Origin of the sequence: Haloechinothrix alba (genome assembly GCF_900188115.1) — a bacterium.
GTDB classification, from domain to species: Bacteria; Actinomycetota; Actinomycetes; order Mycobacteriales; family Pseudonocardiaceae; genus Haloechinothrix; species Haloechinothrix alba.
Genome location: NZ_FZNW01000005.1, coordinates 243,184 through 258,521 on the forward strand (window position 1 = coordinate 243,184; position 15,338 = coordinate 258,521).

General features: G+C 69.7%; 17 protein-coding genes. 8 read left to right on the plus strand and 9 right to left on the minus strand.

Features of this window, described 5'->3' with window-relative positions:
- Positions 1-7 precede the first annotated feature (7 nt).
- Positions 8-1,417 carry a protoporphyrinogen/coproporphyrinogen oxidase gene (locus CHB84_RS06390; protein ID WP_089300556.1) on the plus strand — a complete coding sequence of 470 codons (1,410 nt, stop codon included), beginning with the start codon at positions 8-10 and terminating at the stop codon, positions 1,415-1,417.
- On the opposite strand, the gene CHB84_RS06395 is transcribed toward CHB84_RS06390, so the two are convergent.
- Entirely contained in the window at positions 1,414-3,054 is a 1,641-nt protein-coding gene (locus CHB84_RS06395) for a lysylphosphatidylglycerol synthase domain-containing protein (protein ID WP_176439810.1), read from the minus strand. The two genes, CHB84_RS06390 and CHB84_RS06395, sit on opposite strands and share 4 nt — an antisense overlap.
- A 104-nt stretch (positions 3,055-3,158) precedes the next feature.
- On the opposite strand from CHB84_RS06395, the gene CHB84_RS06400 reads away from it, so the two are divergent.
- Together CHB84_RS06400 and CHB84_RS06405 are read left to right on the plus strand one after the other, a co-directional pair.
- Positions 3,159-4,064 carry an NAD-dependent epimerase/dehydratase family protein gene (locus CHB84_RS06400; protein ID WP_089300558.1) on the plus strand — a complete coding sequence of 302 codons (906 nt, stop codon included), beginning with the start codon at positions 3,159-3,161 and terminating at the stop codon, positions 4,062-4,064.
- Positions 4,065-4,066: 2 nt separating this feature from the next.
- Positions 4,067-5,506, plus strand: coding sequence for a hypothetical protein (locus CHB84_RS06405; RefSeq protein WP_089300559.1), 1,440 nt, complete (start codon positions 4,067-4,069; stop codon positions 5,504-5,506).
- On the opposite strand, the gene crcB is transcribed toward CHB84_RS06405, so the two are convergent.
- Both crcB and CHB84_RS06415 read right to left on the minus strand, forming a co-directional pair.
- The gene (gene crcB / locus CHB84_RS06410; protein ID WP_089300560.1) at positions 5,420-5,794 is read right to left on the minus strand and encodes a fluoride efflux transporter CrcB; all 375 of its coding nucleotides are present in this window, start codon (positions 5,792-5,794) and stop codon (positions 5,420-5,422) included. The two genes, CHB84_RS06405 and crcB, sit on opposite strands and share 87 nt — an antisense overlap.
- Positions 5,791-6,306 (minus strand): fluoride efflux transporter FluC, encoded by a 516-nt coding sequence (locus tag CHB84_RS06415; protein ID WP_089300561.1) that lies wholly within the window; start codon positions 6,304-6,306, stop codon positions 5,791-5,793. Before CHB84_RS06415 ends, crcB begins: the two co-directional genes overlap by 4 nt.
- Before the next feature lie 103 nt (positions 6,307-6,409).
- Between CHB84_RS06415 and CHB84_RS06420 the strand changes: the two genes are divergently transcribed.
- Positions 6,410-6,964: a CHRD domain-containing protein gene (locus CHB84_RS06420; protein ID WP_089300562.1), complete on the plus strand. Its 555-nt coding sequence runs from the start codon at positions 6,410-6,412 to the stop codon at positions 6,962-6,964.
- A 21-nt stretch (positions 6,965-6,985) separates the two neighbouring features.
- Here CHB84_RS06420 and CHB84_RS06425 read toward each other — a convergent pair whose 3' ends face one another.
- The 5 genes from CHB84_RS06425 to CHB84_RS06445 form a co-directional block, all read right to left on the minus strand.
- On the minus strand, positions 6,986-8,107 hold the full coding sequence (locus CHB84_RS06425) for a muconate cycloisomerase family protein (protein WP_089300563.1): 1,122 nt from the start codon (positions 8,105-8,107) through the stop codon (positions 6,986-6,988).
- Between the two features lie 62 nt (positions 8,108-8,169).
- Positions 8,170-8,937, minus strand: a complete 768-nt coding sequence (locus tag CHB84_RS06430; RefSeq protein WP_089300564.1) for a dienelactone hydrolase family protein — start codon at positions 8,935-8,937, stop codon at positions 8,170-8,172.
- Between the two features lie 38 nt (positions 8,938-8,975).
- A complete protein-coding gene (locus CHB84_RS06435; protein WP_089300565.1) occupies positions 8,976-9,758 on the minus strand; it encodes a dioxygenase family protein in 783 nt (260 codons plus the stop codon).
- A gap of 79 nt (positions 9,759-9,837) precedes the next feature.
- Positions 9,838-11,334, minus strand: a complete 1,497-nt coding sequence (locus tag CHB84_RS06440) for a 4-hydroxyphenylacetate 3-hydroxylase family protein (RefSeq protein ID WP_089300566.1) — start codon at positions 11,332-11,334, stop codon at positions 9,838-9,840.
- Positions 11,335-11,425: 91 nt separating this feature from the next.
- Positions 11,426-11,959 (minus strand): flavin reductase family protein, encoded by a 534-nt coding sequence (locus tag CHB84_RS06445; RefSeq protein ID WP_089300567.1) that lies wholly within the window; start codon positions 11,957-11,959, stop codon positions 11,426-11,428.
- Between the two features lie 149 nt (positions 11,960-12,108).
- On the opposite strand from CHB84_RS06445, the gene catC reads away from it, so the two are divergent.
- The 4 genes from catC (at position 12,109) to CHB84_RS06465 (ending at position 14,469) form a co-directional block, all read left to right on the plus strand.
- Complete coding sequence (gene catC, locus CHB84_RS06450) at positions 12,109-12,393, plus strand: muconolactone Delta-isomerase (RefSeq protein WP_089300568.1); 285 nt, start codon at positions 12,109-12,111, stop codon at positions 12,391-12,393.
- Between the two features lie 135 nt (positions 12,394-12,528).
- Positions 12,529-13,005, plus strand: a complete 477-nt coding sequence (locus CHB84_RS06455) for a nuclear transport factor 2 family protein (RefSeq protein WP_089300569.1) — start codon at positions 12,529-12,531, stop codon at positions 13,003-13,005.
- A gap of 246 nt (positions 13,006-13,251) precedes the next feature.
- Positions 13,252-13,686, plus strand: coding sequence for an alpha/beta fold hydrolase (locus CHB84_RS06460; RefSeq protein WP_089300570.1), 435 nt, complete (start codon positions 13,252-13,254; stop codon positions 13,684-13,686).
- 60 nt (positions 13,687-13,746) lie between these two features.
- Positions 13,747-14,469, plus strand: coding sequence for an alpha/beta hydrolase family protein (locus tag CHB84_RS06465; protein WP_342743932.1), 723 nt, complete (start codon positions 13,747-13,749; stop codon positions 14,467-14,469).
- Positions 14,470-14,636: 167 nt separating this feature from the next.
- On the opposite strand, the gene CHB84_RS06470 is transcribed toward CHB84_RS06465, so the two are convergent.
- On the minus strand, positions 14,637-15,338 hold a 702-nt coding region (locus CHB84_RS06470; protein WP_141134588.1), incomplete at its 5' end, for an HNH endonuclease signature motif containing protein.

Here is a 15,338-nt window from a genome sequence, read left to right on the forward strand (position 1 = left end):
CCCGGCCATGAACGTGGATCTCGCCGTCCTCGGGGCAGGACCTGCCGGCCTGGCGGCCGCGTGGCGGGCAGCCAGTCAGGGCCACTCCGTGGCCGTCCTGGAACGTGCGGACGCCGTGGGAGGCATGGCCGCCAGCTTCACCGTGGACGGCGTGCGCGTCGACCACGGCAGCCACCGGCTCCACCCGAGCATCGACAGGCGGATCCTGGGTGATCTGCACGAACTGCTCGGTGACGACCTGCAGCGACGCCAGCGCAACGGCCGGTTGCGGGTCGCCGGCCGCTGGGTGGGCTTCCCGCTGCGACCGGCCGAGCTGGCACGGTCACTGCCGCCGGGCATGATCGCGAAGGTGGCGCGCGACGCGGCTGGTGCGCCGCTGCGACGGGACGGCAACCCGAGCCACTATGCCGCCGCGCTGCGGGCGGGACTCGGCCCGACACTCTACGAGGCCCTGTACGGCCCGTACGCCGTCAAACTGTGGGGCCTGCCCGGCGAGCAGATCGACCCAGAACAGGCGCGGCGCCGGGTGACGGCCGACACTCCCGTCAAGATCGCCAAGCGCATGCTGCGCGTGCGGCGCGGTACCGGGCAGGGGCGGGTGTTCTACTACCCGCGCCGGGGCTTCGGGCAGATCGTCGAGGCGCTCGCCGACGCGGCCGTGGCAGCCGGGGCGAGCCTGCGGTGCGACACCGAGGTGACCGGCATCGACACCGGCGACGACCGGGTCGAGCTGACCACGGCGGGCGGGGAACGCGTGAGCGCCGGGCAGCTGTTCAGCACGATCCCGCTGCCGATCCTCGGCCGGATCACCACTCCGGCGCCGGACGAGGCGGCGCTGGAGTCGACCGCACGCCTGGAGTTCCGCTCCATGGTGCTGGTCTACCTCACCCACGGCGGTGCCCGGCCGTGGACCCGGTTCGACGCGCACTACCTGCCGCAGCCGGGGACGCCAATCACCCGCATCTCCGAGCCCGCCAACTACCGGGACAGCTCGCGGGACCCGCACGACAGGACGGTGCTGTGCGCCGAGATCCCCTGCGACGCAGGGGACTCGTTGTGGAGCTCCTCCGACGAGGAGCTGGCGGAGCTGGTGAGTGAGGCGGTCACCGGCTGCGATCTCCCTCCACTGCGGACCGCGGGGGTGCACGTGCGGCGGCTCCGCCATGTCTACCCGATCTACCGCACGGGATACCGGGACCACCTGGCCGGTGTGGACGCGTGGGCGGACACCCTGCCACGGGTGACGACCTTCGGCAGGCTCGGGCTGTTCGCACACGACAACACCCACCACGCGCTGGCCATGGCTTACGACGCGGTGGCGGCACTGCGCGGGCACGCGGCGCGCGGCGACTCGTTCGACACGGAGTCGTGGCACGCCGCCCGCAGGCGGTTCGCGAACCACGTGGTCGAGGATTAGCGCGCGGCCGAGCCCTGCGCACGCAGCAGCCCGCCGCGCGGCCGGTCGGCATTGAGCTCCCGGTGCACGGCGGGGACGACCCGGCGCAGGTAGCGACCGAGCTTGACGAACGAGGTCCCTGTGTCGCGGAAGGTGTACCGGATCGGCACCTCGGCGTAGGCGAAGCCCTTGGCGAGCAGGTCGAGGGTGAGGACCTGCGCGTAGTTGTAGTCGTGCACGATCTCGGCGGCCGCCGCTGCCTCCGGGGAGAACGCCCGGTAGCCGCTCTGCCCGTCCGTGAGGTCCCGCCTGCGGGTCAGCCACCGCACCCACACGGTGAGAACGCGGTTGCCGGCCCTGCGGTGCGGCAGCATGCGCCGGATCTCGCCCGCGAACCGCGAGCCGACGACGTAGTCGGCCGTACCGGCGAGTACCGGGCCAGCGACGCTGTCGATGTCCTCGGGAAAGTACTCCCCGTCCGCGTCCAGGTAGACCACGGCAGCCGGGCGGTGCGCCACGGCATCGGCCAGCCCGGTCCGTACCGCGGCACCGAGCCCGCGGTTGACCCCGTGCGCGACGACGGTGGCGCCCGCCTCCGCCGCCCGGGCCGCCGAGTCGTCCGCCGAGCCGTCGTCGACGGCGACGACGGCCAGGGGCCTGCCCGCGACCCGCTCCGGCAGCCGGGCCAGCACACGGCCGATGCTGGCCGCCTCGTTGTGCACCGGGAGGAACGCCACCACGGGCGCGTCGTCGGCGACCGGCTCCCTGGCAGGCCGGGCAGGCAGGCGACGCGGCAACCGCAGCCATCCCCAGTACGACGGCGCGGGAGCGAACAGCGCCACCGCCCCCACTGCCAGCGCGTAGACCGTCTTGACCACGTGTGTCACCAGCGCGGTCCCGAACGCCGCGCCTGCCGGTACACCGATGGCGCCGAGCACGGCGGTGGCCGCGGCTTCGTAGGAGCCGAACCCTCCCGGCGTGACCGCGACGGTCTGGACCACGATCGTCACCGAGGTCACCGCCAGCGCCTCGGACGCCGAGAGGGGGAACCCGGCGATCCTGGCGACCTCCCAGATCACGACCGACTCCAGCCCCCAGGCCGCCACGACGGCCAGCACGACCCACGGCGAGGGCAACCGCAACGCCGCCCCGCGCCGGACCAACCGCCACGACCACGCCACGCCACCACCGGCGACGCACAACCCCGCGGCGGCGAGCAGCCAACCCCAGCCCCCGATGAGTCGCGGGACCAGCGCGGGCGCCGCCAGCAGGGCCAGCACGACGACAGCGGCCAGGTCCCCGGCGCGCAGCGTCACGGCCGAGGCCAGCACGGGCCCGCGGGACAGCTCGGTGCGGCGCAGCACGCTCGTCACCCGCAGCACCTCACCGAGCCGCAGCGGCAGGACGTGGTTGCCGAGCAGGCTGACGTGCAACGCAGCCCAGGACTGCCCGAACCGCAAGCCCGGCAGTACCGCGCACCACGCCCACGAGCGCAGGGCGAAGGCGAGCGCGTAGCACCCGATCGCCAGGGCCGGGCCTGCCGGGTCGGCCAGCATCGCGCGCACCAACTCGGCCACCTCCCCGACCGGGTCGGCGTCGCCGAGGCCGCGCACCAGATAGCCGACGGCTAGCGCGAGCACCAGGAGGCCGACCGCCAAGCGTGCCCATCGCACGAGTGATCGCCCTCACTTCCCCGCGGCTCGACCGGAATGTAGCGTAAGGCTAACCTTAGTAGCCCGTTGCCGACGAGAGGAGAGCAGGCGTGCGCGTGGTCGTCACCGGTGCAGCCGGGTTCCTCGGGCGGGCACTGGTCCGCCGTCTCGCCGGCCACGGCACCGTCGTCGGGATCGACCGCGCGGCGCAGGCACCCCAGCCAGGCCTGGTACCGGTCACGGCCGACCTGCTGGACGGCGACCCCCTTGTCCACGAGGCGCTCGCCGATGCGGACGTGGTGTTCCACCTCGCGGGCAGCACGGATGTGCGCGATCAGCGGCCCGGTGTGGCCGAACGCCGCTATCGCGACAACGTGCTCGCGACCGAGGCGGTCCTGCACGCGGTGCCGATGCACACCCGCCTGCTGGTCACCTCGTCGTCCTCGGTCTACGGCGGCAGCCGACCGGGGCGGCCGAGCAGTGAGGGCGACACGCCCCGCCCGCGCGGCAGCTACGCCGGCAGCAAGCTCGCCGTCGAGCGGCGCTGCGCCCTGCGGCATGCCGCGGGAGGGGACGTCCTGGTTGTGCGCCCGTTCACGGTGGCAGGCGAGGGGCAACGTCCCGGCATGGGCCTGGCACGGTGGATCGAGTCGGCCCGCGCAGGGCGGCCGCTGCGGCTGCTCGGCTCCCCCGAGCGGACCCGGGACCTCACCGATGTCATGCAGGTGGTCCGCGCGCTGGCCGAGCTCGGGCGGGTGGAGTCGACCGGCACGGTGAACCTGGGTACCGGTGCCTGCCACTCGCTGGCCGAGATGGCGAGGACCGTGGGCCGGGTGCTCGGCGTCGACGTCGTCACCGATGTGGTGCCCGCCCCTCAGGTCGACGTCGCGCACACGCTGGCCGACACGCGCCGCCTGCGCGAGCTACTCGGCTGGGTGCCGCGCACCGACCTCGCGGAGCTCATCGCACGGCAGGCCGCGGCGAGCACCGATCCCGTTCTCGCCCCGGCCGGGTAGCCGTGCGGCCGTCCCGGCTGCGCGCGGCGATCGTTGCGGTCGCCGTCCTCGCCGTGCTGTCCGCGGCGCTCGGCATCGGTGTGCGCGCGACGTTCGGCGCGCACGTCGCTGTGGACGAGACGCAGTACCTGCTCACCGCCCTGTCCCTCGCCGAGGACGGCGACCTGGACATCTCCGATGAGCTCGCCGGGCATCGGTGGCGCCCGTTCGCCGACGTCGAGCCGCCCGAGCAGTCCGCGCAGATGCCGGACGGCAGGCGCATCAGCCCGCACGACCCGCTGCTGCCACTGCTGCTCGCCCCAGCCATGGGGCTGGGCGGCTGGGTCGCCGCGAAGACGACGCTCGCGCTGCTGTCCGGTCTCCTTGCCGGCCTCACGCTGTGGCTGGCCGTGCGCCGGTTCGCCGTGCCGCTCCGGCTCGCCGCTGTCGGCGCGGGGCTGGCCGCCGCATCGGCTCCCCTCGCGGTTTACGGCCAGCAGCTCTACCCGGAGCTGCCCGCCGCGCTCGTCGTGTTGCTCGGGGTGACCGCGCTGACCGGTATGCCCACGAGGGCGAACGCGCTGCTGCTCGCCGCGGCCGTCACCGCGGCCCCGTGGCTGTCGGTGAAGTACGTACCGGTCGCGGCCGTCCTCGCGGTCCTGGGCCTGGTGCGCTGGTGGCGTGCGCGACGCGGGCGGGACGTCGCGGTGGCCGCCGGGGTGCTGGCGTTGATGGGCGCCTGCTACGCGGCCGTCCACCTGCGGGTGTGGGGCGGGCTGACGGTCTATGCCAGCGGGGACCACTTCCAGGAGTCCGGCGAGCTCTCCGTCGTGGGCACCGATCCCGACTACCTCGGCCGGTCGCTACGGCTGGTCGGCCTGCTCGCCGACCGCGAGTTCGGGCTGGTGGCCTGGCAACCGGCCTGGCTGCTGGTGGTGCCCGCACTCGGGTTCGTCCTCGCGGCCCGGCCGCGCGGCACGGCGCTGTTGGTGCTGCCGCTGGCGACCGGGTGGCTCGTCGCCACCTACGTCGCGCTGACCATGCACGGGTTCTGGTGGCCGGGCAGGCAGGTGGTAGTCGTGCTCCCGCTCGCGCTGCTGGTCATCCTCGTGTGGCTGGCCCACACGGGGCGGGTGGCGCGCGTTGCCGCGACCGTGCTGGGTGCGGCAGGCGCGTTCACCTATGCGGGGCTGCTCGTGGACGGTTACGCCCGCGCCATCACCTGGGTGAGCGGCTTCGCATCGGTGGACGCGCCGGTCTACCGGCTGCTGCGCCCCGTCCTGCCGGACTACCGTGACGAGTTCCTCACCGCCCACCTCGCCTGGGTCGGAGCCGTCCTCCTACTCGGCGCCGCCGGAGCGCTCCTCGCCGGGCGGTCACGCCCAGATGGCGGCGGCGAGCAGGATGCCGCCCGCGGCCGCGGCCATACCGGCGAGGACGTTGGTGGCGACGTTGACGAGTGACAGCGCGCGAGCACCCTCGGTCGCCAGCCGGAAGGTTTCGTAGCCGAACGTGGAGTACGTGGTCAGTGCCCCGCACAGGCCGACACCGACCCCCAGCCGGACCGCCTCGGCATCCACCCCGTACAGCGCGCCGCCCGCGACGAAGCCCAGGACCACCGAGCCCAGCACGTTGACGGTCAGCGTGCCCCACGGGAACGGCGAGCCGCGCCATCGCTGCGCCCTCCGGTCGATCAGGTAACGCAGGTTGGCCCCCACCGCGCCGCCGAGCAGCATCAGCACCACGGTCATGTGGCCCTCCTCCGGGACATTCGCCGTGCAGCCCTGAGTATCCAGCGCGTCACGAGCACACCCGCCACGACCGCCGCCAGTGCGGCCAGCACGGTGCTCGCCAGGTACGCGAGCGCCGTACCGGCGCGCTCGGCCATGACCAGCTCGGCGGTGTCGACCGTGTAGGTGGAGAACGTGGTGAAACCGCCGAGCAACCCCACGCCCAGGAAGGGGCGCACCAGCCGGTGGGAGGCCACCGTCTCGGCGACGACCACCATGAGCACCCCGATCAGGAAACACCCGAGCACGTTGACCAGCAGCGTGGAGAACGGGAATCCACCCGCCGGGTGCGGCATCCCCACGGCGATCCCGTACCGCGCGCCGGTTCCTGCCGCACCACCGAGCCCGACCGCGGCCAGCACGTCCCAGCGCTTCCCGGCAGCCCAACGCCGCCACCACGGTGGCCTGTCCGGCTCACACGCGGACGGTCCGAGACCGCCCGCGACCCCGGCCGCGGCGTCGGGCACTCCCATCACCGTCCTCACTCGCGCGGTACGTCCACGGTCGCGTTCCTGCCCGGTACCCGCGCGGCTCGTCCCGGCGTAACGGCGCGTACCCGGCATACGACTTCAGGATATGAGGTACTTACCGAAAATTCCCGCCACACTCGCACCGGAACGCCGGGCGAGGTCACTGCGCGTTCCCGCTCTGCTGCTCGGCGTTGTCCTGACGGCGGCAAGCGTCGCGTCCGCGCCCGCGATCCACGCCGACCCGCCGGAGCAGCGCAACTTCGCCGCGCACGCCACGGGGGACGAGGAGGTCCCGCCGGTGGACACGGCCGCGCAGGGCCAGGTCAAGCTCCAGTTCAGCAGGGATGGCACACAGCTGCGCTACCGGCTGAACGTGGCCAACATCGAGGACGTCACGATGGCGCACCTGCACCAGGCACCGGCCGGCGCCAACGGTCCGGTCGTGGTGTGGCTCTACCCCGACTCGCCCCCGCCCGAGCCGATCCCGGGTCGCACCGACGGCGTGCTCGCCACGGGCACGGTCACCGAGGACGACCTCGTCGGCCCGATGGAGGGCCGGTCGATGTCCGACCTCGCCGCAGAGCTGGCGGACGGGAACATCTACGTCAACGTGCACACCGAGCAGCACCCGGCGGGAGAGATCCGCGGCCAGCTGCGCTGAAGGTGGTGACGAGCGGCTCCGCTACGCGCGGCTGAACGCGCGCAGCTTGCGCTCGTCGATGCTGATCCCCAGGCCCGGCGCCTGCGGTACGCGCAGGTGCCCGTCCCGGTACTCGATGTCCTCGACGGCGATGTCGTCGGCGAGCAGCAGGGGACCGAACAGCTCACACCCCGCGGTCACCTCCGGGATGGCGCCGTAGAGCTGCGCGCCGGCAGCGGTACCGATGGTGCTCTCGATCGTCGTCCCGCCGTGGCAGGCGATACCGGCCGCGCCCGCGATACCGGCGATCCTGCGGACCATGGTCAGGCCACCGGACTTGGCGATCTTGATCGCGAAGATGTCCGCAGCGGCCGTACGGGCCAGGGTCAGGGCATCGTGCGGGCTCCACAGGCTCTCGTCCGCCATGACGGGGATGCGCAGCAGTGCGGCCAGCCGCACCATGGCGTCGGTGTTCCAGCCGGGCACGGGCTGTTCCACCAGGTCGATGCCGCCCGACTCCAGCTCCGGCAGCCAGCGTGTCGCGGTCAGCTCGTCCCACGCGCAGTTGAGATCCACCCGCAGGCTCGTGCCGGGCGCGACGCCGCGCGCGATGTCGAGCACACGCGCCACGTCGCTCACCGGGTCCTGCGCACCCATCTTGAGCTTGAAGCTGGAGTGCAGACCGGACTCCAGCTTCGCCTCGACCTCCTCGATGGCGACCTTCGCCTCGTCGGCGCCGAGAGCCCACGTCACCGGAATCCACTCGCGGTAGAGCCCACCGAGCAACTCGTAGACCGGCACGCCGAGCGCCTTGCCCCAAGCGTCGAACAGCGCCATCTCCACCGCCGCCTTGGCGAACGGGTTGCCCGCCACCACGGTGTCCATCGCGGCCCGGAGCTGCTCGACCCTGGTCGCCTCGCGCTCCACGAGGAGCGGCGCGAGGTAGGTGTCGATCACTACCTTGATGCCCTCGACGGACTCGCCACCCCACCACGGCCCGCCGGGAACGACCCCTTCACCGATCCCGTCGACGCCTTCGGCCGTGCGCAGGCGCACGAGCACGTAACTCTGGTGGTCGATGGTGATCGCCGAGAACCGGTGGCGCCTGCGAAGCGGCAGATCGACGATGGTGGTCTCCACCGACTCGATGGTCAAGCGCGTCATCGTGACACGTCCTCCTCACACGCGTCGTCGACCGCGAACGCGGCCGAGCCCGGCCGTACGCCTCAGCGAACCCGCGTTCCGGAGAGGTGCGTGGCAAAGAAGTCCAGGGTCCTTGCCCAGGAGTCCGTTGCCGCCGCGCTGCCGGAACCCTCTTCCACGAGCCCGCTCAGGAATCCGTGTCCGGCTCCCTGGTAGATCTCGCCTGTGTAGTCGGCGCCGTGCGCGGCCATGGCGTCGGAGAACTCGCGGACCTCGGTCAGGTCGATGTAGTCCTCGTCGCCCCAGAACGACAGGATGGGACCACGGATCGAGCCGGCGATATCGATCGGCCTCGGCGCGGCGTTCGGTCCAGCCCTGGTGCGCGGGAAGGCGTAGTAGCACACCGTCACCAGGTTCTCCAGCCGCGCGCACAGGTCGAGGGCGAACGTGCCGCCGAGGCAGAAACCCAGCAACCCGACCGTCGACATTCCCTGATGGGAGTTCTCCCGCAGCCACCCGACAGCTGCCTCCACATCGGCCAGCGTGCGGTGTTCGTCGAGACGGCCCCACCGGGCGAATGCGGCGTCCCTGGTGACCTCCTCCAGCGGGCCGAGCCGGAAGAAGCAGTCCGGGAGCAGTGCCACATAGCCCTGCGCGGCCAAGCGTTCGGCAAGATGCTCGTAGAACGGGGTCCTGCCGTAGATGTCCGAGAGCAGCAGCACCCCGGGGCCACTGCTGCCTTCCGGAACGCAGCACAACCCGGGGAGCCGCTCGCCGGAGGGCAGCGGCACACCCACCTCGTGCCGCTCGACCCCCGACAGCGACTCGTTCACGGCCTCGGGATGACACATATGCCCTCCAGCGATCGCGTACGGACCACCCGGCCCACCTACCCGTCCTGCGGCTTCAGACGGAACTCGTGCGAGGTGGTGAAGAACGGTTTCTTCAGTCCCCGTTCCTCCATCTCCTCAGGGCTGTCGTGCTTACGCAGGCTCAGGACCAGCTCCGGCTTGACCGCGCTCGCGACATCGGAGTCGAGGTAGCGGTCACCCTCGAAGTACAGCTGCGTGATCAGCGGCGTGTACCCGTCTGCGGAGACGATGAAGTGCAGGTGGCCCGGCCGGAAGTCGTGCCAGCCCGCCGCGTTGAGCAGCTCCTCCATCGGCCCGCCGCGCGGAAGGTGATACGACGGCGGCACGATGGTGCGCACCTCGAACTCGCCGTTGTCGTCGGCGGTCATCCGGCCGCGCAGGTTGTACGGCGGGGGTCCTTCCTGCACGTTGGAGTAGTACGTGTCGGCGTCCGCCTGCCACATGTCCAGCACCGCGCCGGGGATCGGCCGGCCGCCGGTGGAACGCACCGTCCCGGACAGGATGAGGACGTCCCCCTTCTCGTCGTCGCGCTGCGGCAGTACGTACGGGCGTTCCAGCCAGGGAGCGTCCGGCACGTAGTACGGCCCCTCGATCGTGCCGCCCTCGCCCTGGTTGAGCCGCTCCACGGTGTGCTCGAAGAAGACGTCGAGAAACAGCGGCCACTCCCCGGCCTCACCGAGCCGGATGAGGTAGTTCATCGCCGCGTGGTACTCGTCGTAGGTCACCTCGTGCTCGTCGATCGCGTCGTTGATGCGCTTGATGAGGTCACCAACGACCGTAGCGACGCGCTCAGTCGACATGCTCAGCTCCTTTCCGGCCGAGTGCCGGACAGTTCCGGACGCTCGTACCGTTGGTCCCGGTCCGGCGTGCGGATGCCGCTCACCGGGACCCGTCGGGATTGATGAGGTCGGGCACGGTCCAGCCGTCCAGGTCGTACTCGGCCATGCACTGCTCGGCGAAGCCCTTCATGCCGTCGGCCATGCCGGACTCCTGCGCTGCGAAGAGCAGCTCGGCACGCACACCTTCGTGGTTGCCCGAGTAGTTACGCTCGTAGAGCTCGTGCCTGCCGCCGAACTCGCTGCCGATCGAGTCCCAGATCAGTTTCATCAGCTTGATCCGCTCCACGGCGTCCATGTCGTCGGTGCCGCGCACGTACCGGTCGAGGTACGGGCGGATCTCCGGCGACTTGAGGTCGTCGGCGTGCGAAGGCAGGTAGATCAGGCCACTGCCGAGGTCCTGCAGGATGATCTCGCGGATCCGTGGGTAGCCGACGGTCATGAACCACCGGTAGGACAGCCCGTAGTCCAGATGCGGTAGCACAGCGCCGCCGACCCATTCGTCCGGCCGCGCGCACATGGCATCGGAGATGGCCCAGAACATGTTGCGCCACCCGATGACCTCGCCGACGCGGGTCTGGATGCCGCGGAAGTCCTTCGTCCCCGTCGCCTCGACGCCCTTCATCAGCAGGCCTGCGATGAAGTCGAGCTTGACCGCCAGGCGGGTCACGCCGTGGAAGGTGAACCGGTGCAGGAACCCGGAGCCCGGGAAGAACGTGCTGGCCTTCTCCGGGTCGCCGTAGATGAACACGTTCTCCCACGGGATCTTGACCTTGTCCAGCACGAAGATCGTGTCGTTCTCATCCAGCCGGGAGGACAGCGGGTAGTCGAACGGGCTGCCCATCACGTCGGCAGTCTGCGCGTACGAGGCGCGGCAGATGAGTTTCATGCCTGGCGAGTTCATCGGGACCGTGCAGACCAGGGCGAACTCCCGTGTCTTGATCGGGAGCCCGTAGTGGGCGATGAAGTTGTAGTGCGTGATCGCCGAGCCGGTCGCTACCACCTTCGCGCCGGACACGATCAGACCGTCGTCGCGCTCCTCCTCGACGTGCACGAACACGTCCCTGACCTCGTCCGGCTGCCGGTTGCGGTCCACCGGCGGGTTGATGATGGCGTGGTTCCAGTACAGCAGGCGCTCCTGCGACTCGGTGTACCAGCGCCGGGCGTTCTCCGCGTACGGCTCGTAGAAGTCGGCGTTGGCGCCGAGCGTGCCGAGGAAGGACGCCTTGTAGTCGGGGCTACGGCCCATCCACCCGTAGGTCAACCGCGCCCACTCGGCGATCGCGTCGCGGTCCGCGTAGAGGTCCTCGCTGGACCGTGGTGTGCGGAAGAACGGGTGGGTGACGCCGCCACTTCCGGTGTCGGTCGGCGCCGTCAACACCGACTGCTTCTCCGGGTCGTGCAGGGCGTCGTACAGCCGCGCCGTCATCCGCGCGGCGTTGCGGAAGGCCGGATGCGTCGTCACGTCATCGACCTTCTCGCCGTAGATGAATACCTCGCGGCCGTCGCGCAGGCTCTCGAGATACTCATCGCCTGTCATCGGACGCGCTGCTCGGTGCGCGGTACTGGGCGGAGGTGTTTCTTGCTGAGCGGTCACGTCTAGCTCCTTCGTTGGGCGTTGTCGGTTGTGGTCAACTCGACGGGAACCACGACAGTCCCGGGTAGTCCCCGGACTCCAGCCACGGGACCTCACTGAATGCCGTGCCGAGGCGGCGGAACTTGCCGCAGTAGAAGACAAGGGGCTCGCCCCCGTTGAACTCGAAGGTGGCGACCTCGCCCAGGTAGAGCACGTGGTCTCCGCCGTCGTAGCTTCGCCACGGCATGCAGGCGATGGTGGCGAGTGAGCCGGCGAGCTGTGGGGCCAGCTCCTCCTCCGGGCGTTCCCACCTCGGCTCCTCGGCCATGGGCTTGCCCGCGAAGTGCAGCGCCGCGTCATCCTGCGTATCGCGCAGCACGTTGACTGTGAACGGCCGGTCGTCGAGGTACTTGCAGATCCTGGTGTTCCGGTCGACGGACACCAGCACGAGCGGCGGCTCCAGGGATACCGCGGTAAACGCGTTGACCGTGGCACCGTGCGGCGCCCCCTCCGCGTCGCACGTCACGACCGTGATGCCCGTGGCGAAATGACCAAGGCACGTTCGAAGGGATCGTGGATCGATCCGCACAGCACCTCTCCACCAATCTGTACGTAATGCGTATGGATTGGTCGCTATCCGGTCACCAGCTAGTGTGGTGCAGAGCACAATTGTGTGTCAAGAACGGCGTGAACCGCCCCCGTATGACCTGGTGAGCGTGAACGTCAAGGAGGTAACCGATGCTCTTTCACGTGCGTATGCGAGTGCACCTCCCACACGATCTGGACCCGGCTGTCGCGGAAGATCTGAAGAGCCGCGAGAAGGCCCGGGCTCACGAGCTGCAGCGCGCAGGAACGTGGCGCCACCTCTGGCGGGTCGCCGGCTGTTACGCCAACATCAGCATCTTCGACGTCGACTCGCACGAGCAGCTGCACGACATCCTGTCCGGCCTGCCGCTGTTCCCCTACCTCGACATCGACGTGACGCCCCTGGCGCGACACCCCTCCGCGCTGCCCGACACGTGAGCACCGGGTGACGTACCTGTTGCGCCGCACCGCCAGCCGGAGGACGCTAAGTACCAAGGGGGCGAGGACCGCTCCAGCGCCACGCACGGTGCTGGTGCCGTGCGCGCGGGAGCCTGCGATGTGGGAGGAGTGAGCATGGCGATCACGACGGGAACGATGACCGACGAGCAACGCAAGTCCGTCGCGCTGGAGTACCTCAAGGCGTTCGACAACGGCGGGGTGACCAGCACGGGGGGAAGCATTCTCGACTTGTTCGCCGAGGACGCCCAGGTGTTCTTCCCGAAATGGGGCTTGGCCAACGGGCGGAAAGAGATCGGGAAACTCTTCGGCGATATCGGTGGAACGCTGAACAGCATCAAACACGACTACGCGACGTTCAACTGGATCTTCTCCGGCGGCGACACGATCGTCGCCGAAGGCACGAGCCACGGCGAGCACCAGGACGGCGCGTGGCGCGCCGGTGTCCCGGAGTGGGCGGCGGGACGCTGGTGCGACGTCTTCGAGATCCGCGACTGGACGATCCAGCGCTGCTTCATCTACCTCGACCCCGACTACGCTGGCAAGGACACGCAGCGCTACCCGTGGCTGAACGAGGCAGGCGCGGGGACGTAAGCGACTCGGCGGGTATCCGCCGAGTATCTCATCGCTCCCGCCGACGAGAACGGTCCAACGTGCTCGTAACGGCTGCCACCGGCGCATGGCCCCAGCGCTGTTGCACGAGCGGGATCGCCCTCGCGAAGTCAGCTGTCACCACGGGCCGCCTCTGCGGCCGTCCTGCGCGCAGGAACGACCCGTGCTAGAGTCCCGCCATCTCAGGACGGACCGACTACGCGATCACGCCGCACAGGGAGTCCTTCGATGGGTGACAACCGCAGGAGACGTTCGTGGCGACAGCTCGCATGCTTCGCACTGGCGATCGTGTTTTCGGCTGGTCTGAGCACCGCTCCAGCAATCGCGGAGTCGGATTCCGGTGAGCGCGAGTGCCAGGATGTCACGGTGCCGGTCGCTCTGAGCGCCGGTACGCCGAAGAACCAGCACATTTTCGGCCGGTTGTGCGTGCCGGCCGGGCAGTCCCCAGACACCATCCAGGTACTGGTGCACGGCATCACCTACACCCACGAGTACTGGCACTTCCCCGACCCGTCAGAAGGCACCGCACGTTACGACTATTCCATGGCGGCCAATGACGCCGGGTACGCCACTCTCGCTATCGACCGCATCGGTTCCGGAAGGTCCTCCCATCCGTTGTCGACGCTGATCGACATCGACACCAATGCCTATACGGTCCACTAGGTCGTCCAAGCTATCGACCGTGGCGATATTAGCGCTCCGGATGGAGACTCGTTCGAGAATATCGTCTATGTTGGACATTCATACGGCACCTTCACCGGCTGGTACATGGCCACAGACTACGGCCAGGGACTCGACGCGGCGGTATTCACAGCAGCCTTCGAGAAGCTCACCGTATCCGCGCCTCTGCTGGTGCTACCCGCGTCCTACCCGGCTGCCGCGGATCCGAACTTCCTCGGCAGTACTGTGGATCCAGGCTACATGACGACGCTGCCCGACACCCGTCGCAACGTCTTCTACGAACCGATGACCGTCGACCCGGCGGTCGTCCGGTACGACGAGGCGAACAAATCCACGTATGCAGCCACCGAACTGGCGAACTACCCGTTGATCCTCAATCGACCGCTCGACGTGCGGGTACCCGTATTCCTGGTGGCAGGTAGCGAGGACAGCTTGTTCTGCAAGGAGAACTTCTCGGCAGCACCAGCAGCTACAGGTGGGAGTGGCGATATCGGTGAAGCACTGGAGGATGTGGCCACCCCGTTGAAAGGGTCGCTACCGCAGACCAACGAACTTACTGGCAGCACGCTGGGTGGCACCGACTGCGACTCCACGGAAGCCCTCGTCTCCGACGAGGCAGCGCACTTCGGGCCGAACACCCCTTCTGTCGACGGCTTCGTGTTGCCGGAGGCTGGACACAGTCTCAATCAGGCACCCGATTCACAGCGGTACTTCGATGCCGTGAACGGCTGGATCGATGAGACTGTTGGCGGTGCCGCTCACTGACCCGTTTCCACCCTGACTGAGCGATGGACCGACGTGTCGCCGCAGGAGGCACACGTATTCGGTTCCGTGCCGATGCGCTTGCTACCGATGCCGGGTCGGTGCACGACATGTACGCAATCCGTAGCCTGCACCGACACCGTCCGAGTATCGACTACTCGGACGTATCTTCACCCATCGAGCGTAGCGCGTGCGGGTGCGCGAGTCATCGGTCCTGCCCGTTGTTGGGGTATGTGGGGTCGCATCCAGGGTGGTGGGGTGCAGTAGGGTTTGCCGCCGCTTCCCATGTGGATGTTCCACTCGGAGTGGTGGATCAGCCGGTGGTGTTCACCGCACAGGAGGGCGAGGTTGTGCAGGTCGGTGGGGCCGCCTTCGCTCCAGTGCTGAACGTGATGCGCGTGGCACCAGCCCTCGGGCCGATCACACCCCGGGAAGACGCACCCGCCGTCGCGCAACGCGAGGGCGCGGCGCTGGGCTGTGGAGACCAGCCGCTGCTCGCGCCCCAGATCCAGCACCTCGCCTTTCGACCCGAGCACGGCGGGGATCACCCCCGCGTCACAGGCCAGGCGACGCGCCTGTTCGGCGGTGACCGGCACATCCTGATTCAACAGCCCGGTCGCGCCCGGCAGCCCGTCGGCGCACAGCTCGCGCAGGCCGATGGTGACCACCATGCGGGGCTTCTCACCGCCCTCGCTGGGCAGGCTGCCTGCCCGCAGGGAGTGGTCGGCCAGCTCGGCCAGCGCGTCGCCGTACCGCTGCGCCGGATCGCGCTCATCAACCCCGTGCTCGCCGGAGGGGCGGGGCTTGGCCAGCGGGCTCAACACCGCCTCCAACGCCTGACCCGCCTCCGCATCCAGCACCCCGACCAGGCC